Genomic DNA, 19,758 nt, shown 5'->3' with positions numbered 1-19,758 from the left:
CGCGAGGTGGGTGCAGAGACAACGCGCACGGCGGCAACCCGTGCAGAGCGAGCCGGGACAGAGAGAAAAGAGGAAAGAGAAATGAGGTAAGAGGTAAAGGATTGAGGGAAGGTGTTGGAGGAGGACTCGGGCGGCGGTGACGCGCGGTATTGGGGACAAAAAAAGCGGGAGGCACTGGGCCTCCCGCTGGTGTTCTCGTCGACGGTGTCGGGTTTTCTTTGCTCCCTTCTCCCCTTGCGGGAGAAGGGCTGGGGATGAGGGGGATCAGTCCCAATCCGGCGCAAAGTCCGGGTTGGCGCAGCGCTCACCGCGATCCAGGGTGGCGATGGCGGCCATCTCGTCGCTGCTGAGCCGTACCTTCAGCGCAGCCAGGTTGGCGGCCAGATTCTCCCGTTTGGTAGAGCTCGGGATCACCGTCATGCCCTGGGCCAGCAGCCAGGCCAGCGACACCTGGGCTGCCGAGACGCCGTGGCGCTGGCCGATCTCCATCAGCAGCGGCTCGGCGAGCACCTTGCCATAGGCGAGCGGCATGTAGGCGGTGATGGCGATATCGTGCTCCTGGCAGAATTCGACCACCTTGCGGTTTTGCAGCAGGGGGTGGATCTCCACCTGCTGGTGGGCGATGACGCCCGGCCCCAAAATCTCGATGGCCTGTTTGAGCTGGGCCACGGTGAAGTTGGAGACCCCGATCTCCCGGGTCAGGCCCCGGGCTTTGGCCTCGGCGAGCTGCTCCAGATAGACCGCCATCGGCACCTCATCCTGGGGGGAGGGCCAGTGAATGAGCGCCAGATCCAGATAGTCGGTGCCGAGTTTTTCCAGGCTCACTTCCAGGCTCGGGATCACCTTGCCCGGACCGAACTCGCTGGTCCACACCTTGGTGGTCAGGTAAATATCCTGGCGGGGCACGCCACTCTCGTTCATCAACTGGCCCACTTCGGCCTCGTTGTCATAGATCTGGGCGGTATCGATATGACGGTAGCCAAGTTCCAGCCCCTGGAGCAGGGAGTCGCGAAGGGGCTGATCTTTCAGGCGGAAGGTTCCAAGACCCAGGTTGGGCATCTTCATCATCAAATTCCTCAGGTTAGTGTTTCTACGCTCAAATGATGGGCTTTGCCTGCGCCGAGGGCGGAGGCAGTCAGGCGCGCCGGTAGCGGCTCACGACCCGGTTGGCAAACCAGGGGGAGGCGAGGCTGGCAAAGGCGATGTAGTGGGGCTGCTGCTGGTGGGCGAGCAGGGCGGTTTCGCTCTCCCACTCCTCGTACAGCATCCAGCTGTGGGGGCTCTCCAGGCTCTGATGCAACTGGTAGCGAAGGCACCCTGGCTCTTGCAGGGTAGCGGCGATCAGCGGCTCGAGGGCTGCGCGAAACTGGGCGGCGAATTCGGGTTTGGCGTCAAGCTGGGCAATCACAATCAGGGGGGATGGCATCTGAACCTCCTCGTTAAGACGGGAGTCAGTATGCCCGCCCCAGACTGGGGGATACAGGGCAGCAGTCGCAAAACACTATTGAGATAAGAGCAGCAATGGGACACATAAATGCCACCGACAAAGGGCGGTGGCTAAAAATTTGTTAGAGACTATCTATAAGTTTTTTTGTCATATCATATAAGGCTTGGCGCCCCTCACTAGTTTTCAAAACTTCCTTTATTGTTTTGGTGATCTTGCTTACAGCTGTTTTGTACCAAATACCTTTTGGGAAAGCATCGATATCAGACTTTGTTTTTTCTATAGTAGCCTCTAATTTTATTTTGTCTGCTGCAGTTAAATTGTATTTTGACTCTAATTCGGATAGCCTTGCTTGCAAGGAGTCTAATTTTTGATGAAGTGCCTCAGCCTCTGATTTGCTAAAATAATCATCGGGGTTTTCTATAGACTCATCAATCGATTGGTGAATATCTTTAAGGAAATCATCTGGTGTTGTATTGTTTGCATATTTTGCGCTAACTAATTCTTCTCTGATGTGTCTAGTCCATGTGTGAATGTGAGATATGGCACTATCAAGTTCGCTATGAGAAACTATTTCTGTATTTTTATATTTCCCCGGAGACATGTGGCATTTAAATTCATCAATGTATTCATTTGTAGTGTTTCTTCCTAGTGCAATCAAAGCATGATTAGCAAAAGAAGTAACAGATTTCTTATCCTCCTTAACAGAGAAATAATATTGCTCTTTTGCTAAGAAGACTATGGATAACAAGGTGCTTCCATTTTCAGGGAAAGACAATTTAAAGTCTTCTGAACAAAATTCAGAGCTATCTAATGTTTGTATAACGTCTGCTATTATAGACTTTTTCAGTAGGGTCATGACATATCCATATTTTGTCTTTTCAATGGTTTGTTTTAATTACCAATCGTTATAACTTGAAGCCATCTCATTAAAGCGGGAGGGGCCGGAGTTAAAAATAAAGTTTATCTATAACATTGAGCAGCAACATAAGATCACGCGATAGATTATGAATTCTTATCTTAATCGGCATACAAGATATTAACATATTCTTGTGAACTGGCCGGGATGGAAGGACTTTTCCTTACCGCCCCTCACCATTTAGGACGCCGGTTCCGACCAGACCGCAAATTCATTGCCGCTGGGCTCGACAAAGTGGAAACGGCGGCCACCGGGAAAATCGAACAGGGGGCGCACTATGGTGCCCCCTGCGCCGGCTACCTTGCTCTGGGTCGCCTCGATATCGGCGCTGTAGAACACCAGGAGGGCCCCGCCCTGAGCACTCTGGCTGCACGGTTCGGCGCGGTAGAAGCCGCCATCCAGCCCTTCCCCTTCGAAGGCGCAATAATCGGGGCCGTAGTCGGCAAACTGCCAGCCAAAGGCGGCGATGAAGAAGGCTTTGGTGGCGGCAAGATCCCTGGCCGCAAACTCCACATAGTTCAGTTTTTCATGGGCCTTGGTCATGGGCTCTCCTTGTCGGTGATTATTTCGGTTGCCAGCGTTTTTGCGTGCGGATCGTTGAGTGGGGCAAGGCGTCCCAGGGGGTCAGCTTGAGCTGTTTGCGCCGAAACCAGAACCAGGTCCCCATCAGCAGACCGAGCCCGATGCCAAACAGCAGGCTCTGGCGCAGGGCAAACCCCGGGCTCACCTCATCCTGCCAGCCGAGGCACCACATCAACACCCCCCAGATAGCGCCGATGGGGAGTCCCAAGGCAAGAACGTTGATCAGAAAGCGTTCGTAGTGGGGCGGCCTGATGGTGAACCCCGCCTTTCGCAGCAGCCAGATGATCGGCGGGTTGTAGTTGAGCGTTTGCACGCCCTTCTCGGCCAGCTCCCGATGGGCGGCGGCCAGCCTGTTGTCGAATGTCATGGATCGTCCCTGTCATAGTGTGGCGCCATACGGTGCCGGTTGGCGGCATTGTACTGGCAAGGGCGCAGATAAAACAGGTGGTGCGTCACGATACGAAGCGACGCCTGTCTTGCCAACTCCCGGCCATTGCACCTATAAAGACCCATTACTCTTGCCAGGATGACAACAATGAAGACCCATTCCGATGAATTGACCCTGTTTGTGGCCGTGGTGGAGGCGGGCAGCTTTCGCCAGGCGGCGGAGAATCTCGGCATGGACAATTCCGTGGTGAGCCGCGGCATCAAGCGCCTCGAAGAGAAGCTCGCCACCGTGCTCCTCAACCGCACCACGAGGCGGGTCAGCCTGACCGAGGAGGGGAGCTGGTTCTATCAGCGGGCGGTGAAGATCCTGACCGAGATGAGCGAGGCAGAAGGATTGTTGCTGATGCGCCGGGAGCAGCCGGAGGGCATATTGCGGGTGGACGCCGCCACCCCCTTCATCCTGCATAGATTGGTGCCCATCATCGGCGAGTTTCGCCGCCGCTACCCCGCCATCGAGCTGCAACTGCACAGCTCCGAGGGCTTCATCAACCTGATGGAGCGGCGGGTGGACATGGCCATTCGCATCGGCGAGCTGACGGACTCCTCCCTGCGGGCCCTGCCCCTTGGCCGCTCGCGGCTGCGGCTGCTGGCCTCCCCCGACTATCTGAAGGCACGCGGTACCCCACGCCAGCCAGCTGACTTGCTGGCTGGCCACGAGCTGCTCGGTTTTTTGCACCCCGATCACCTCAATCATTGGCCCCTATTGAGCGAGGAGCAGGGGGACCGATTCGCCATCACCCCGACCCTGCGGGCCAGCAGCGGGGAAACCTTGCGTCAGCTGGCGCTGGCGGGGCAGGGGATCGTCTGCCTGTCGGACTTCATGACAGGAGATGACAGGGCGAGCGGGGCGCTGGTGGAGGTGCTGGCCCGCAGCAACAGCGGCGCTTCGCGCCCCATCCATGCGGTCTTCTACTCCGATGCCCAGCGGGACATCCGGCTGCGGGTCTGGCTCGATTTCCTGAAAGAGCAGCTCGGCGCTGAAGCGTTGTAGAGGGTATGCCGACAGTTCAAACCCCCTCCCGGCCTCCCCCTCCACGAGGGGGGAGGGGGCATTTTCTTCCACCCCTTGGCAAGGGAAGGGTTGGGGTCGGGGGCAGTCAGAACACTCGCGCTCGCCAATATAAAGAGGCCGACATCGCTGTCGGCCTCTTTGCTTTTTTCATCTCAAGGATGCGTCGGTTACCCCATCACTCCTCTTCGGCCCAGCGGCGTGAACGTTCCACCGCCTTCTTCCAGCCGCTGTAGCGCTTGGCGCGATCGTCGCGGTCCATCTGCGGGATGAACTCGCGGTCCACGCTGAACTTGTCTTCCAGCTCTTCGGAGCTCTTCCAGAAGCCCACGGCGAGGCCGGCCAGGAAGGCGGCGCCCATGGCGGTGGTCTCGATGCGGGTCGGACGCACCACAGGGGTGTGCATCATGTCAGCCTGGAACTGCATCAGGAAGTCGTTGGCCACGGCGCCGCCATCCACCTTCAGGGCTGCCAGCTTGATGCCGGAGTCCTGTTGCATGGCATCCAGCACGTCGCGGCTCTGGTAGGCGATGGATTCGAGCGCCGCACGGATGATGTGGTTGCGGTTGGCGCCACGGGTCAGGCCGACCATGGTGCCGCGAGCATACGGATCCCAGTAGGGGGCGCCCAGGCCCACGAAGGCCGGCACCAGGTAGACGCCGTTGGTGTCGCCTACCTTGCTCGCGAAGTAGTCGGTATCGCGGGCATCGTGGATGATCTTGAGCTCGTCACGCAGCCACTGGATGGTGGCGCCGCCCATGAAGACCGCCCCTTCCAGTGCGTAGTTCACTTCCCCTTTCGGGCCGATGGCGACCGTGGTCAGCAGGCCGTTGCTGGAACGAACCGGCTCGGTGCCGGTGTTCATCAGCATGAAGCAGCCGGTACCGTAGGTGTTCTTGGCCATCCCTTTTTCGAAGCAGAGCTGGCCGAACAGGGCGGACTGCTGGTCACCGGCGATACCGGCGATGGGGATGCGGGCGCCGCCGCCACGGGTGGTGTAGCCATAGACCTCGGAGGAGGGTTTGACTTGCGGCAGCATGGAGGCGGGGATGCCCAGCTCGTCCAGCATGCGCTCATCCCACTTCAGGTCGCGGATGTTGTAGAGCATGGTGCGCGAGGCGTTGGTCGGGTCGGTGACGTGCACCTCGCCGTTGGTCATCTTCCACACCAGCCAGGTGTCGATGGTGCCGAACAGCAGCTCGCCGTTCATTGCCTTCTCGCGGGCCCCTTCCACGTTGTCCAGGATCCACTTCACCTTGGTGCCGGAGAAGTAGGCATCCAGCACCAGGCCGGTGTTTTCGCGAACGTACTCTTCAAGGCCCCGGGCCTTGAGCTCTTCACAGATGGCCGCGGTGCGGCGGCACTGCCAGACGATGGCGTTGTAGATGGGCTTGCCGGTGGCCTTTTCCCAGACGACGGTGGTTTCACGCTGGTTGGTGATGCCGATGGCGGCGATCTGCTCGCTGTGCAGGCCGCTCTTGGCCAGCACTTCGGTGAAGACGGAGGACTGGGTCGCCCAGATCTCCATGGGGTCGTGCTCGACCCAGCCCGCTTTCGGGTAGTGCTGGGTGAATTCGCGCTGGGAGGTCGCGACGATGTTGGCGTCCTGATCGAAGACAATGGCACGGGAGGAGGTGGTGCCCTGGTCCAGCGCAACGACAAATTTCTTTTCAGCAGACATGATGTTCTCCACGTTTTTATTTTCCACGTTGTTACACGTTGGGGAGGGCCGCTCTCAGGCGGCGGCCTCTTCTTTGTTAGACAGCTTGGCGGCTTCTTCGGTGGCGACGCGGTTGCCCGGGACGCAGGGAGCCAGCACTTTCACATACAGGGCGGTACCGATCTGGGCGCCGACGATGGGGCCAAGGATGGGGACCCAGAAGTAGGGGTTGTCACGACCACCGGTCAGGGCCACGTCACCCCAGCCAGCCACGAAGGCGAACAGTTTGGGGCCGAAATCACGGGCCGGGTTCATGGCAAAGCCGGTCAAGGGGCCGAGGGAGGCGCCGATCACCGCGATCAGGATACCGATGAGCAGGGCGGCGGCGAAGCCTTTGGGGGCGCCGTTGTTGTTGTCACCCAGTGCCATGATGCCCAGCATCAGGACGGCGGTGATCACCATCTCGACCGCGAAAGCCTGCATGTTGGAGAGCAGGGCATTGGGGTAGGTGGAGAAGATGCCAGCGGTGCCAAGGCTCTCGACGCTGCCGCGCACCACGTTGTGGGTCAGCTCCCACTGGGTGAACAGGTTGCTGTAGAGGGCGTAGACCAGGGCGGCGGAGGCGAAGGCCCCGGCTATCTGGGCGATGATGAAGGGCACCACCTTGCGCTTGTCAAAGCCGCAGAAGGTCATCAGGGCCAGGGTCACGGCAGGGTTGAGGTGGGCACCGGAGATGCCACCGGTGACATAGATGGCGATGGCGACACCCAGGCCCCAGGTAATGGAGATTTCCCATTGCCCGAAGTTGGCGCCAGCCAGCACCAGGGCGGCCACGCAACCGACGCCGAAGAAGATCAGCAGGCCTGTGCCGATAAACTCGGCAAGGCACTCGCCAAGCAGGGTATTGGGTCTTTGTATGCTCATAGTTGTTATTCCTTATATCCACCCACAGTAGGTTTGATGTTCCGTTTTGTTATCTTCCATTTCCATTCATTGCGCCCGAAAACGTTTCTTCTTGTTTTTTGAGCTTGCGCAAACGTTATGCTCGTTTGCGCTCGTTCTTGGACGAGAGAGAAAATAAACCTTCTGCGTCAATTCACCATACCCCCGCCACCGGAAATGTGGGCAAGATCCCATTCATTGCTAAGAAAATGTGACGAAAAGCAACAGTTGTCGGCCATATTACTCCTTAGTGAGTAGCCAAAAGCCACGCCATGCGTGGGCTGACCCTGGATGCGCGTTCACTCACTGCGTCACAATTTTTGTAATAAAACTGCAATAATTTAGCGCTCATCACAGATTAAATGTTCACAAATGAGCACAATAGGCTCGCTTGCGAATCAAGACGCGTCTGATCGCCGGCATGAGCGGGGCGTCCTCAACCGCCCAGAACAACAATAAAAGGAAGCAGAACATGCTTAGTCTCTTCAGGCCTGCACCCCATATCGACCGGCTGCCGGCCGACAAGGTGGATCCCTTCTACAAACGCATGCGTTGGCAGGTGTTCTTCGGGATCTTCTTCGGGTATGCGGGTTACTACCTGGTACGGAAAAACTTCAGTCTGGCGATGCCCTACCTCATCGAGCAGGGCTTCTCCCGTGGGGATCTGGGTCTGGCCCTCTCCGGCGTCTCCATCGCTTACGGTCTCTCCAAATTCCTGATGGGGAACGTGTCGGACAGATCCAACGCGCGCTACTTCCTCTCCGCCGGTCTGCTGCTCTCGGCAGGCATCATGTTCATGATGGGGACCATGCACTGGGCTACCTCCAGCATTGGCATCATGTTCGTGCTCCTGTTCCTGAACGGCTGGGCACAGGGCATGGGCTGGCCTCCCTGCGGTCGCACCATGGTGCACTGGTGGTCGCAGAAGGAGCGGGGTGAGATCGTCTCGGTCTGGAACGTGGCCCACAACGTGGGCGGCGGCATGATAGGCCCCCTGTTCATCCTCGGCATGGGCTGGTTCAACGACTGGCGCAGCGCCTTCTATGTGCCTGCGGCGGCGGCGGCGGCCATCGCGGTGATCGCCTTCTTCGTGATGCGCGATACCCCGCAATCGGTCGGTCTGCCCCCCATCGAGGAGTACAAGAACGACTACCCGAAGGATTACAACGAAAGCCACGAGCAGGAGTTCTCCGCCAAGGAGATCTTCATGAAGTACGTGCTGCACAACAAGCTGCTCTGGTACATCGCCATCGCCAACGCCTTCGTCTACCTCATCCGTTACGGCGTGCTGGACTGGGCGCCCACCTATCTGAAAGAGGCCAAGGACTTCAGCGTGGATCACTCCTCCTGGGCCTACTTCCTCTATGAGTGGGCGGGGATCCCGGGCACCCTGCTGTGCGGCTGGATCTCCGACAAGATGTTCAAGGGCCGCCGTGCCCCGGCAGGCATCTTGTTCATGGTGCTGGTGACCCTCTCCGTGCTGGTCTACTGGTTCAACCCGGCGGGCAACCCGACCATCGACATGATGGCCCTGGTCGCCATCGGCTTCCTCATCTATGGCCCCGTCATGCTGATCGGCCTCTACGCCCTGGAGCTGGCGCCCAAGAAGGCGGCCGGTACCGCGGCGGGCTTCACCGGCCTGTTCGGTTATCTGGGTGGCGCGGTCGCGGCCAACGCCATGCTGGGCTATACCGTTGACCACTTCGGCTGGGACGGCGGCTTCATGGTGCTCACCGTCTCCTGCGTGCTCTCCATCATCCTGCTGGCCATGACCCTCAAGCACGAGAACGAGTCGATTGCCGCCAAGGCGGCTGCCCATAAGGCATAAAACGTGATCCTGCCCTTATCGATTGGAAAAGGGATCAGGTACACTGCCAAAGGCCCCGCACCTGCCGGGGCCTTTTTTCGTCTCATCTGCGGAGTGCAAGCGTGAAGCAAACCCAACGACATCTGGAGATCCTGGACGTCCTGACCCGGCAGGGTTTCGTCTCGACCGACGATCTGGTGACCCATTTTGACGTCAGCCCCCAGACCATTCGCCGGGATCTCAATGATCTCGCCGAACAGAACAAGATCCGGCGCCATCACGGCGGGGCCTCACTGCATTCGAGCACCGTCAACACCGCCTACAGCGCCCGCAAGGTGATGCAGCTCAAGGAGAAGGAGCGCATCGCCCGGGAAGTGGCCGCCAACATCCCCGACGGCTCGTCGCTCTTTATCGACATCGGCACCACCACCGAGGCCATCGCCCGGGCCCTGCTCGACCACCGGGAGCTGCGCGTGGTCACCAACAACCTGAACGTCGCCAGCATCCTGACCGCCAAGGATGACTTCACCGTCATCATCGCCGGCGGCGAAATTCGCAACCGGGATGGCGGCATTGTCGGGGAGGCGACCCGCGACTTCATCGGCCAGTTTCGCATGGACTACGGCGTCATCGGCATCTCGGGCATCGATAGCGACGGTTCCCTGCTCGATTTCGACTATCACGAGGTGAAGATCGCCCAGGCCATCATCGCCCACTCCCGCCAGGTGTTCCTTGCCGCCGACCACACCAAGTTTGGCCGCAACGCCATGGTCAACCTCGGCAACCTCAACCAGATCCACGCCCTGTTCACGGATCAGGAGCCGCCGGAGAAGCTGATGCGACTGATGTCCCAGCATCAGATCGCCTGCCATATCTGCTGAGCTTCCCCGTACAGGCATCAGGCCGCCTCGGGGCGGCCGCTTTTTTTTCTGCCCCCTCCCGGCCTGCGGCGTCTCCCTTGCGGCGCCTAAGCGGCCAGTTCCTGGCGCTGACACACCTTCTTTGACCCCTGATGTTGTCCCCGCACTCGGGCACCCGGTTTGCACCGACGCCAGGCGCCTGCGAGGGATTCACGCCATCGCGTTCATCACCTTGCCCCATGGGCGCCCCCATCCGGGACTCTTTGTTCTCCTCCCTGCCCGAAATGGCTGTTTCCGGCAGACCTTAGCCTGGCCAGGCCGTCACCGACTGGCAGCATTTTTAGCATTGTGAAAACAATCGCGATCACATTTCTCTCACGAAATGTTCGTTTATTGGTTTTTCATGTTCTAATATGAGCGAAATCAAACATTGCTGTCATGGCAAACACAAAATAAGAAAGTAGGTGAACATGAGCGAACATTATGATCTGGTCGTCGTCGGCGGCGGCATCAACGGGGTCGGCATCGCGGCAGATGCGGCGGGGCGGGGGCTGAAGGTGGCGCTGTTCGAGGCGAGCGATCTCGCCTCTGCCACCTCGTCCAACTCCAGCAAGCTGATCCACGGCGGCCTGCGCTATCTCGAACATTACGAATTCCGGCTGGTGAAAGAGGCGCTGGCGGAGCGGGAGGTCCTGCTCGGTATGGCTCCCCACATCGCCCGTCCCATGCGTTTTCGTCTGCCTCATCGCCCGCACCTGCGTCCGGCCTGGATGATCCGCGCCGGTCTCTTCCTTTATGACAACCTGGCAAAGCGGGACAAGCTCAAGGGGAGCTGCGGCCTGCGCTTCCTGCCGCAGGACGGTCTCAAGAGCGGTATCAACAAGGGCTTTGAATACTCGGACGCCTGGGTCGACGACGCCCGGCTGGTGGTGCTTAATGCCATGCTGGCGCGGGACAAGGGCGCCGATGTCCAGACCCGTACCCGCTGCGTCAAGGCGGTGCGCGGATCCAAGCACTGGACCCTGACGCTGGAGCGGGAAGGGGGCGAGCAGTTCACCGTCAGCTGCCGTGGTCTGGTCAATGCGGCGGGCCCCTGGGTCAAGACCTTCTATGACGAGAGCCTGAGCGAGAAATCCCCCCGCGGCATTCGCCTCATCAAGGGGAGCCACATGATAGTGCCGCGCATCCATGAGCGCGAAGAGGCCTACATCCTGCAAAACGAGGACAACCGTATCGTCTTCGTCATCCCCTACCAGCAGGACTATTCCCTCATCGGCACCACGGACGTGGAGCACAAAGGCAGCCCGCGGGAAGCCAAGATCAGCGATGCCGAGATCAACTACCTGTGCAAGGTGGTCAATGCCCACTTCACCAGGCAGATAAGCCCGGCAGACGTGGTGTGGACCTATGCCGGGGTGCGCCCCCTGTGTGACGACGAGTCCGATTCACCTCAGGCGGTGACCCGGGACTACACGCTCGAGCTCAGTGGTGAATCCGACGGCGCGCCGCTCTTGTCGGTGTTTGGCGGCAAGCTCACCACCTATCGCAAGCTGGCCCAGGCCGCCTGCAACAAGCTCAAGCCCTGGTTCAGCCAGATGGGAGAGGACTGGACCGCCTCCTGCCGGCTGCCCGGTGGCGAGTTCGACTGCTCGGTGCGTGAACTGGCGCGTGCCTTTGCGCTGGAATTCGACTGGCTCGACGATCGCAGCGCCCTGCGCATCGCCGAAGCCTATGGCGCTCATGCCCGCCTCTGGCTGAAGGAGGAGCGCGGCCAGCACTTTGGCGCCGGGCTGTATGAATCCGAAGTGCGCTATCTCATCGCGCGCGAATGGGCTCACTCCCTGGAGGACATCCTGTGGCGCCGCAGCAAGCTGGGGCTGCGCCTGTCGGAGTCCGAACAGCAGCAGCTGGCTGCCTGGCTGCTCGAGCACCACCACGCCCTGCCCGAAGCCTGCTGATGACCCATGGCGGGCGGCCTTTGCCGCCCGCCGTCAAACTGCAATAAACCCCTGCTATAACAATTACCTGCATCCTACACACCATAACAACGAGACCTCTTGATGAAGCAACCTCACCGTACCCTGATAGCCCTTGGCCTCGGGGCCGCCCTGGCGCTGCCCGCACTGGCGGCCGACGAAGGCAAAATCGTGATCGCCCACCGGGGTGCCTCCGGTTACCTGCCGGAACACACCCTGGAATCCAAGGCCCTGGCCTATGGCATGGGCGCTGACTATCTGGAGCAGGACCTGGTGATGACCAAGGATGACCAGCTGGTGGTGATGCACGATCACTTCCTCGATGGCATCACGGACGTGGCCGAGCGCTTCCCCGGCCGGGCCCGCCCGGACGGTCGCTACTATGTGGTGGATTTCACCCTGGACGAGGTGCGCTCCCTGCGCATGACTGAGCCGTTCCAGCTGGTGGACGGCAAGCAGGTGCCGGTCTATCCGGCGCGCTTCCCGCTGTGGAAGTCCAGCTTCAGGATCCACACCTTCCAGGAAGAGATCGAGATGATCCAGGGGCTCAACAAGAGCACCGGCAAGCACATCGGCATCTACCCGGAGATCAAGGCTCCATGGCTGTTCCGCCACGAGGGCAAGGACATCTCCAGGGCGGTGCTGAACGTGCTCAAGGAGTACGGCTACACCAGCAAGAGCGACAAGGTCTATCTGCAGTGCTTCGATGCCAATGAGCTCAAGCGCATCAACGGCGAGCTGATGCCCGCCATGGGCATGGATCTCAAGCTGGTGCAGCTGATGGCCGAGACCGACTGGAACGAGACCATGGTCTATGACGCCAAGGGCAAGGCGACCCCCTACAGCTATGACTGGATGTTCAAGCCGGGGGCCATGAAGACCATCGCCACCTATGCCGAGGGGATCGGTCCCTGGAAACCCATGGTGGTGACCGAGCCGGGCACTCCTGGCAAGCCGGTCTTCACCGGCATGGTGAAAGAGGCCCACGCGGCCGGCCTCAAGGTGCATCCTTATACCTTCCGTCAGGATGAGGGGCAGATCCCGGCCTATGCGAAAGACTTCACCGACCTGCTCAACATCTTCCTCTACCAGGCCGATGTGGATGGGGTATTCAGCGACTTCCCCGACAAGGCGGTCGAGGCTATCAAGGCCCACGGCAAATAATAAAAGAAGAGCAACACGGGAATGCAAGCGGGGCCAGGTGCCCCGCTTTTTTGTGCCCGGCATTATCGCCGGGATGAGGGGCCGGATAAGGGGTCATGAGAGGGGGCAGATAGATGATATTGAAATGGGTGGGTGTAATTTAATGTTTACGATTTGAGGCTGTTCTGGCCTCGCGAGTCGCTACTTTTGAGTTGTTTCATTCTGCTTTCTTGGTCATTTATCCATCTGTTAGCGTGCAAAGACGCTAGTTTCACTTGATTGTTTGTTTTTCCTTGGTAAGGTGGGGGCGGTTGCGTAACAAAGTGCTGACTTGTGTAAACATAAATGAACGATCAGCACCCTTGGCTTGAAACAGTAGAGAGAATGAGAAAATGCAAAGAGATCCCCTGAACAACATCCATATCCAGTCCGAACAAGTGATGATCACGCCTGCCCAGCTCAAGGAGAAACTGCCCATCTCCGATCGCGCGCTGGCATTCGTGCAAGGGGCCCGCAATACCATCGCCGACATCATCCACCGTCGCGATCACCGCTTGCTGGTGATCTGTGGTCCCTGCTCCATCCACGACATGGACGCCGCCAAAGAGTACGCAACCAGACTCAAAGCGCTGCATGATGCCTATCAGGACTCTCTCTACATTGTCATGCGGGTCTACTTTGAGAAGCCGCGCACCACGGTCGGCTGGAAGGGCTTTATCAACGATCCGAACCTGGACGGCACCTTTGACGTGGAGCTGGGTCTGCACCGCGCCCGCGAGCTGCTCTGCTGGCTGGCCGAGCTGGAGTTGCCGCTGGCGACCGAGGCGCTCGACCCCATCAGCCCGCAATACCTGGCGGAGCTCTTCTCCTGGTCGGCCATCGGTGCCCGCACCACCGAATCCCAAACCCACAGGGAGATGGCGTCCGGCCTCTCCATGCCGGTCGGCTTCAAGAACGGCACCGACGGCAACCTCGGCACCGCCATCAATGCGCTGCAGGCCGCTTCCAGTCCTCATGCCTTCATGGGGATCAACCAGCAGGGTCAGGTCGCGCTGCTGCAGACCCAGGGTAACCCGGATGGCCATGTGATCCTGCGCGGCGGCAAGCACCCGAACTACGACTCGGTCAATGTATCGTTGGCGGAAGAGGCGCTGGAGAAGGCGGGCCTGCTGCCCGGTCTGGTGGTGGATTGCAGCCACGGCAACTCCAGCAAGGATCACCGGCTGCAGCCCAAGGTGGCCGACAACGTCATTCACCAGATCCAGGAGGGCAACCGCTCCATCATCGGGGTGATGCTCGAATCCAACCTGTTCGAAGGCAACCAGTCCAGCGAGCAGCCCAAGTGCGAGATGCGCTACGGCGTCTCCATCACCGATGCCTGCATCGACTGGGAGACCACGGATGCGCTGCTGGCCCGCTGCCACAGCCAGCTGGCGGCACCACTTTTGGCCAGAACATCGGCATAAGCCGTGGTATCTTGTTGTAACTGATTGAACCATCGAGGTATCACTGCCCACGCAGTGATACCTTGTTGCCTCTTGAATGACAGGGCGTCGCTGCGGGCGGCGCCAGCAGGGACTGGACATGGCGGAAGAGTTGAATGCCCTCAGGGACAAGATAGATGCGGTGGACAAGCAGCTGATTGATCTGCTGGCTGCCCGTCTCGCCCTGGTGGGGGAAGTGGGGGAAGTGAAGAGCCGGCACGGCCTGCCCATCTATGCACCGGATCGGGAGGCGAGCATGCTGGCCCGCCGCCGCGCCGAGGCTGAGGCACTGGGGGTGCCGGGGGACCTTATCGAGGATGTGTTGCGCCGGGTGATGCGCGAGTCCTATATTCTGGAGTCCGCCAGCGACAAGGAGCACCACTTCAAGTGCATGAAGCCTGAGCTCGGCAAGGTGGTGATCATCGGTGGCCAGGGGCAGCTTGGCCGCCTGTTCGGCAACCTGTTCAGCCTCTCGGGCTACCGGGTCGAAACCCTGGGTCAGGCCGATTGGCCGCGCGCCGACGAGATCCTGCACGGCGCCGGACTGGTGATGGTGGCGGTGCCCATCGACGTCACCTGCCAGGTGATCGACCGGCTCGGCAACCTGCCTGAGAACTGCCTGCTGGTGGACGTGACCAGCGTCAAGAGTGAACCGCTTGCCCATATGCTGGCGGTACACCAGGGGCCGGTGCTGGGGCTGCACCCCATGTTCGGGCCGGACGTGGCGAGCCTCGCCAAGCAGGTGATCGTCTGCTGTCAGGGACGCGATCCCGCCGCCAGCCAGTGGCTGCTGGAACAGATGACCATCTGGGGGGCGCGTTTGCAGCAGGTGGAGGCCAGGGCCCACGACGAGGCAATGACCTTTATTCAGGCGCTGCGCCACTTTGCCACCTTTGCCTACGGCTGGCATCTCTCCCGCGAGCAGGCCAACATCGACCGCCTGCTTGCCTTAAGCTCTCCCATCTACCGGCTGGAGCTGGCCATGGTGGGACGGCTGTTCGCCCAGGATCCCCATCTCTACGCCGACATCATATTGTCGTCGCCCCAGAACCTCGCGATGATCCGCCGCTACTACCAGAACTTCGGCGAGGCGCTGGGCCTGCTGGAGCGGGGCGACAGGGAGGGCTTCATCGAGGCCTTCAGCCAGGTCTCCGGCTTCTTCGGCGAGCGGGCGGAGGAGTTCCTGCGCGAGAGCCGCACCCTGCTGGCCCAGGCCAACGACCGTCGCCATCACGGCTGATGCACAAAGACATCCATACAAAAGGGGCCTGATGGCCCCTTTTTCATGTTGTTTGTGCTGCACCGATAACCAGGGTAGATGAAAACAGAGGTCTGGGCGTGAAATCGCCCTCTTTCATTCGGCAGGCGGTTGGCGCAAGTCGGCGTCATGCCAGCCCAGCGGCAGGGTCAGCAGCTGATCGATCAGCTCCCGGCGGTCGGATTTCTCCAGATAGGCGAGGTAGAGCGGGCGGCTCAGGGATTGGCCCCCTTCCACCAGATGAAGCTGCCCCTGCTCCAGGAAGGGGCTCACCATGCGCCTTGGCAAGTAGGCGGCGCCGCCGTTGGCCAGCACGAATTGCAGGGCCATGCTGGCGGAGCTCGAATGCAGAACTGGGGTCTTCTGCAGGCTCTGCAATCGGCTCGATGGCGGTTCGAAGCTGGTGCCCCAGTCGAGATGAATGTGGGGCATCTGCATCAGGCTGTCGGCGTTTGCGGCTGGCTCCCGGCTCACCAGTTCGAACACCAGCTCGCCGATGGGGTGCAGGGCAATCTCGTCGATCTTGGTCGGCTCGGAGAGCAGGGCGAGATCGAGGGAGCGCTCCAGCAACTGGCGACAGAGGTGCTCGCGGGAGGCCGTTTCGAGGCGCACCGCGAGGCCGGGGGCCAGGGCATAGACATGGTTGAGCCAGTCGTTGAAGTCGAGCTCCCAGAAGACGGCGGGGGCGCCGATGGCAAGCTGCTGGCTGAAACCGGGGGAGAGGGCCACGTCCTGCTTGGCGCGCCCCAAAGTATGCAGAATGGCGTCTGCGTAGGGCAGCAGACGCTCACCGGAGGCAGTCAGGCGGATGTTGTTGCGATGACGGGCAAACAGACTGACCCCGAGTTGCTGCTCGAGCTGGCGGATCCGGAAGCTCACCGCCGACTGGGTCAGGTAGAGATTTTCAGCCGCCCGGCCAAAGTGCCGGGTCTTGCTGACCTCGATGAAGGTCCGAAGCAGCTCGGTATCCATTAATCGAGGGACTCGTCGCTGCCGCCACCGCCGCCTTCAAAGCTGCCACCCGCATCTTCATTGGCGCCGCCTGCGACGGTGCACAGACGGTGCACGCGCTTGGGACCAATCACCTTCAGGTATTTGAACCACACCTTGGCGTGGGGGTTGTTGCCGGCTGCGCCGGATTTGACCTGTTCGATAAAGGCACTTTCTACGTCATCGCGCGGGGCCAGGTTGCCCTGATAGAGCGCCAGCATCACGGTGCCATATTTTTCCAGACTGTCCGCTTCGGCCACGGTGAATTCGCCACTGCGACGCAGGCCACGGGGAAAATGTTTGAAGTCGTTGAAACGCTTGTCTGATTCGAAGCTCATAGTGCTCTTGTTCTGGTTAGTTTGACCTTTGCGGGCAAGTATCATCAGGCCGTCGCAGAGTGCAAAATCAATTTTCTTACTATGTTAATAAATATCTTTTATCGAACAGAGTTTGTCGCATCCCGAGGGGGCATTTTGCGGTGTGCTGCACAAAAAAGCCTGAAAAATAGTGGAGTTATGTCAGATTTTGTACAGGAAAAACCGCTCAAAAACGGGCTCGGACGCTAAAAATAAGGCGCCGTATGGCGCCTTCTTATCATCATGACTGAGCTGAACCCGAGTGCGCGGCACTCACTCAATCATGGCTGGCTGTGCCAGGTTGTCGGCACGCCACAGACGATAGCGCACCTCGTACTCCTGGGGCACATAGATGACGAAGGGCAGCTTGGAGTTGTAGTTCACGAAGAAGCCCTGACCGTAGATCTGGACGAAACTCTCCTTCTTCTGGCCGTCCGGGCAGGCCATCAGGGTGCTGACGGGGCCGGTGACCTGGCCCAGAGTCAGGTAGTTGTAACCCCAGCCCTTGACGCTGTGCTGTTCCAGATTGCCCGCGAAGCGGGGCAGGTTGCAGTCGACCAGCATCTTCTTGCCGACTTGCAGCTCGACCATCATGTCGGCTTCGTTCTCGACTTCCGGCAGACGGATCACGACACGTTCCTGGTTCACTTCGGCGGCGGGGAACATGCTGATATCAAATTTTTTCGGTTCGGCGGCGAAGGCATGGCCACCCAATAGCAAGGCGCCCAGCAGGCTAAAACGCAACACGGTTTTCATCTGTACCTCTTGGGATTGGTTCAACGCCGCTAGACTAACCGCTCTGCCGGTTTCATGCCAGCGCTGCGGCGTGCAAAACCGCCCTGAACAGGCATCACATGACGCAATTTGATGCTTTTTTGACGGCCAGGGTCACCCTGGCGCTTCTTGTCTCGTGTCAAACAGGGGGCCGGGTGGCCCCCATGGTCAGGCTGTCACCTCACCAGCAGGACCTGTTTCGCCCAGGCGCGGGGGGCGCGCTGGGCGACGGAGCCGCTGGTGATGTCCAGGTAGGCGACGCCCTGAAGGGCCGGCACCGGGGTGGAGGACCAGAGATAGACATAGCCGTCGTTCACCTCCTTGCCATCCCCGGCCATGGCGCGGGGGAAGATGGTTTCGTTCAATGCCGGTTTGTAACAGGCGGACTCCAGAATGCTGGCGAGCTCCTTGATGGTGGGCAGGCGCCAGTCGTGATGACCACCAAAGCCATACAGGGCATGGCTCGGTTCGGTACGGATCCGTTCCGCCGTCTGCAGTGCCTGTTGCCAGTAGAGGCGGGTAGGTTCCCCCTCGCAGCTCTGGTTGCGCCAGGTCTGGCCGAGCTGGCAGCGCATCCAGGTCAGACCGGTGCCCCTGTCGGTGACGGTGCCGTTGCCGTGATCCTGGAAACGGGCGGTGGGACTGGTACGGGGCAGGGCGTCGTCGCAGATGGCGATGGCCAGTGCCAGGGGGCTGCACAGGGTGAGCAGCAGGGTCAGAAGATACTTGTTCATCGGGTTACCTCGGCCACCAGGCGCAGTTGCAGACCGTTGGCGTCATTGCTGTTTTGAACTGGGGTGGGATAGTCGGCACCGGCGTCCTCGCCGAGGAAGATGTGGGCGATGGCGCTCAGAGGCGCGCTCTCCAGCCGGCGGGACGGGGTCAGGGTCTGGCTCCAGTAATAGCCATCGAAGCCATTGAGTCCGGTGCCGACATCGGGGAAGTAGCGCACATCCAGGGTGACGAGCTGGCCATCCTGGCGGGCGAGGGAGCCGTAGTGCTGCAAACTCATCAGCTCACGGGCGTGGGGCAGGCGCCAGTGGGTGATGCCGCACAGTTGCTGTGCATTGAGCCACTGACGGTACTGCTCCGTGGTGCAGATGGCCTCCCCCTCGGGACAGGCGTAATCCCGCTCCTCCTGGGTCGGGTGATAGTCGTCGAACTCCCAGGCGAAGGTGCGGTGCAGATCCCTCGGACTGTCCGGATCCGCCAGCTTCTTCTCCCAGACGAGGCCGGTGTTGAGATCCTCCACGCACTCCCACTCGTCGGCATTGTCCGCCAGGGGTTGCCCCTTGCCGTCCAGCTTGCGATAGCGCAGGGGCGCCTGGCCCAGGCTCGCCTCCTGGCCCGGGTGATCCGCAGGCTCCTGGTCGAGCAGATAATCCACCCCGTCCGTGTAGGTGGTGACGCCACCTGCGGTCACCAACGCCCGGGGTTGCTGCTGCATCAGCACGGCGGCGAGTCTGGCCTGCTGGCTCAGTAGCTCGGGGCTTGCGGCAAAGTGCCGGGCGAGCTCGGGCAGCAGGGTGACCAGCCCCTGCCAGATCTGCAGGCGGCGTTCGCTGGCGGCAAAGGTGGGCAGGGTGGCCTTGTCATCTAAGGCGGCGAGGGCCAGCTCGGCGAGGGCGCGGTTGAAGTCGCCCAGCTGCGCCAGTGCCGCCAGATCTGGGCCGGGGTGAAGGGGGGCCAGGGCGAGCAGCACGTCCGTCAGGGCCTGAGCCGGTGGCAGCCCGTCCGAGATACGCGTCTGCAGCAGGGTGCTGAGGGGGCTGGGGGTGAGGTGCTGGTTGTCCTGGCGAGCCGCCGGGTGGGCCAGGGGCAGGGCGGCGGGATCCGCCGGAATGAACAGCAGGGGAGTGGTGAGCAGATCAGGGTGGCGCCGGGTCAGGGAGTGGGCGCCGGCCTCGCCGCTGACGGCGGGCTCATTGGCTTCGCAGCCGTCGTTCTGGTTCAGGTTGATGCACAGGGTGCCCGCAGCGGGCAGGCTGACCGTCAGGCGGTAGTCCGGCGCGGTCAGGGGAGCCTCGTCCGAACCGCCGCCACAGGCGCTGAGCAGGGGGGCCAGCAGGCAGACGATCGGGGTCATTCTCATGGTCATGGTGTGTCC

The 19,758-nt window shown here is 60.5% G+C and carries 19 protein-coding genes; 7 read left to right on the top strand and 12 right to left on the bottom strand.

Going from position 1 to position 19,758, the window contains the following annotated elements:
* Positions 1 to 264 precede the first annotated feature (264 nt).
* The 5 genes from dkgB to AB5Y51_RS06780 form a co-directional block, all read right to left on the bottom strand.
* Complete coding sequence (gene dkgB, locus AB5Y51_RS06800; protein WP_239053290.1) at positions 265 to 1,068, bottom strand: 2,5-didehydrogluconate reductase DkgB; 804 nt, start codon at positions 1,066 to 1,068, stop codon at positions 265 to 267.
* A 67-nt stretch (positions 1,069 to 1,135) separates the two neighbouring features.
* Positions 1,136 to 1,426 (bottom strand): putative quinol monooxygenase, encoded by a 291-nt coding sequence (locus AB5Y51_RS06795; RefSeq protein ID WP_010674225.1) that lies wholly within the window; start codon positions 1,424 to 1,426, stop codon positions 1,136 to 1,138.
* Between the two features lie 142 nt (positions 1,427 to 1,568).
* On the bottom strand, positions 1,569 to 2,303 hold the full coding sequence (locus AB5Y51_RS06790) for a hypothetical protein (RefSeq protein WP_319911190.1): 735 nt from the start codon (positions 2,301 to 2,303) through the stop codon (positions 1,569 to 1,571).
* A gap of 240 nt (positions 2,304 to 2,543) precedes the next feature.
* A complete protein-coding gene (locus tag AB5Y51_RS06785) occupies positions 2,544 to 2,906 on the bottom strand; it encodes a VOC family protein (protein ID WP_368178197.1) in 363 nt (120 codons plus the stop codon).
* Positions 2,907 to 2,925: 19 nt separating this feature from the next.
* Positions 2,926 to 3,312: a DUF6404 family protein gene (locus AB5Y51_RS06780; RefSeq protein WP_069784877.1), complete on the bottom strand. Its 387-nt coding sequence runs from the start codon at positions 3,310 to 3,312 to the stop codon at positions 2,926 to 2,928.
* 168 nt (positions 3,313 to 3,480) lie between these two features.
* On the opposite strand from AB5Y51_RS06780, the gene AB5Y51_RS06775 reads away from it, so the two are divergent.
* On the top strand, positions 3,481 to 4,383 hold the full coding sequence (locus AB5Y51_RS06775; protein ID WP_041212776.1) for a LysR family transcriptional regulator: 903 nt from the start codon (positions 3,481 to 3,483) through the stop codon (positions 4,381 to 4,383).
* A 196-nt stretch (positions 4,384 to 4,579) separates the two neighbouring features.
* Here AB5Y51_RS06775 and glpK read toward each other — a convergent pair whose 3' ends face one another.
* Both glpK and AB5Y51_RS06765 read right to left on the bottom strand, forming a co-directional pair.
* Entirely contained in the window at positions 4,580 to 6,082 is a 1,503-nt protein-coding gene (gene glpK / locus AB5Y51_RS06770) for a glycerol kinase GlpK (protein ID WP_010674229.1), read from the bottom strand.
* Positions 6,083 to 6,136: 54 nt separating this feature from the next.
* Entirely contained in the window at positions 6,137 to 6,985 is an 849-nt protein-coding gene (locus AB5Y51_RS06765) for an MIP/aquaporin family protein (RefSeq protein ID WP_039038615.1), read from the bottom strand.
* 490 nt (positions 6,986 to 7,475) lie between these two features.
* On the opposite strand from AB5Y51_RS06765, the gene glpT reads away from it, so the two are divergent.
* From glpT to tyrA, 6 genes are all read left to right on the top strand, one after another.
* Positions 7,476 to 8,831: a glycerol-3-phosphate transporter gene (gene glpT, locus AB5Y51_RS06760; RefSeq protein ID WP_041212777.1), complete on the top strand. Its 1,356-nt coding sequence runs from the start codon at positions 7,476 to 7,478 to the stop codon at positions 8,829 to 8,831.
* Between the two features lie 101 nt (positions 8,832 to 8,932).
* Positions 8,933 to 9,691: a DeoR/GlpR family transcriptional regulator gene (locus AB5Y51_RS06755; RefSeq protein WP_010674233.1), complete on the top strand. Its 759-nt coding sequence runs from the start codon at positions 8,933 to 8,935 to the stop codon at positions 9,689 to 9,691.
* Positions 9,692 to 10,140: 449 nt separating this feature from the next.
* Positions 10,141 to 11,628, top strand: a complete 1,488-nt coding sequence (gene glpD, locus AB5Y51_RS06750; protein WP_253584649.1) for a glycerol-3-phosphate dehydrogenase — start codon at positions 10,141 to 10,143, stop codon at positions 11,626 to 11,628.
* 102 nt (positions 11,629 to 11,730) lie between these two features.
* Positions 11,731 to 12,810: a glycerophosphodiester phosphodiesterase gene (glpQ, locus tag AB5Y51_RS06745; RefSeq protein WP_201900833.1), complete on the top strand. Its 1,080-nt coding sequence runs from the start codon at positions 11,731 to 11,733 to the stop codon at positions 12,808 to 12,810.
* A gap of 371 nt (positions 12,811 to 13,181) precedes the next feature.
* Positions 13,182 to 14,255, top strand: a complete 1,074-nt coding sequence (locus tag AB5Y51_RS06740) for a 3-deoxy-7-phosphoheptulonate synthase (RefSeq protein WP_010674236.1) — start codon at positions 13,182 to 13,184, stop codon at positions 14,253 to 14,255.
* 118 nt (positions 14,256 to 14,373) lie between these two features.
* Complete coding sequence (gene tyrA / locus AB5Y51_RS06735) at positions 14,374 to 15,513, top strand: bifunctional chorismate mutase/prephenate dehydrogenase (RefSeq protein ID WP_041215471.1); 1,140 nt, start codon at positions 14,374 to 14,376, stop codon at positions 15,511 to 15,513.
* A 114-nt stretch (positions 15,514 to 15,627) separates the two neighbouring features.
* On the opposite strand, the gene hdfR is transcribed toward tyrA, so the two are convergent.
* The 5 genes from hdfR to AB5Y51_RS06710 form a co-directional block, all read right to left on the bottom strand.
* On the bottom strand, positions 15,628 to 16,503 hold the full coding sequence (hdfR, locus tag AB5Y51_RS06730) for an HTH-type transcriptional regulator HdfR (protein ID WP_039038620.1): 876 nt from the start codon (positions 16,501 to 16,503) through the stop codon (positions 15,628 to 15,630).
* On the bottom strand, positions 16,503 to 16,859 hold the full coding sequence (locus tag AB5Y51_RS06725) for a DUF413 domain-containing protein (protein WP_010674239.1): 357 nt from the start codon (positions 16,857 to 16,859) through the stop codon (positions 16,503 to 16,505). Before AB5Y51_RS06725 ends, hdfR begins: the two co-directional genes overlap by 1 nt.
* 291 nt (positions 16,860 to 17,150) lie before the next feature.
* Positions 17,151 to 17,633 carry a serine protease inhibitor ecotin gene (gene eco / locus AB5Y51_RS06720; protein ID WP_010674240.1) on the bottom strand — a complete coding sequence of 161 codons (483 nt, stop codon included), beginning with the start codon at positions 17,631 to 17,633 and terminating at the stop codon, positions 17,151 to 17,153.
* A gap of 194 nt (positions 17,634 to 17,827) precedes the next feature.
* On the bottom strand, positions 17,828 to 18,385 hold the full coding sequence (locus tag AB5Y51_RS06715; RefSeq protein WP_043155288.1) for a DUF1566 domain-containing protein: 558 nt from the start codon (positions 18,383 to 18,385) through the stop codon (positions 17,828 to 17,830).
* A complete protein-coding gene (locus tag AB5Y51_RS06710) occupies positions 18,382 to 19,749 on the bottom strand; it encodes a DUF1566 domain-containing protein (protein ID WP_039038622.1) in 1,368 nt (455 codons plus the stop codon). The genes AB5Y51_RS06715 and AB5Y51_RS06710 overlap by 4 nt, the downstream gene beginning before the upstream one ends.
* Positions 19,750 to 19,758 lie beyond the last annotated feature (9 nt).

The sequence above is a fragment of the Aeromonas sp. R7-1 genome, assembly GCF_040908115.1.
Lineage (GTDB): Bacteria > Pseudomonadota > Gammaproteobacteria > Enterobacterales > Aeromonadaceae > Aeromonas > Aeromonas caviae.
Note: the sequence above shows the minus strand (reverse complement) of the source record. Positions and strands in the feature narration are given on the sequence as shown.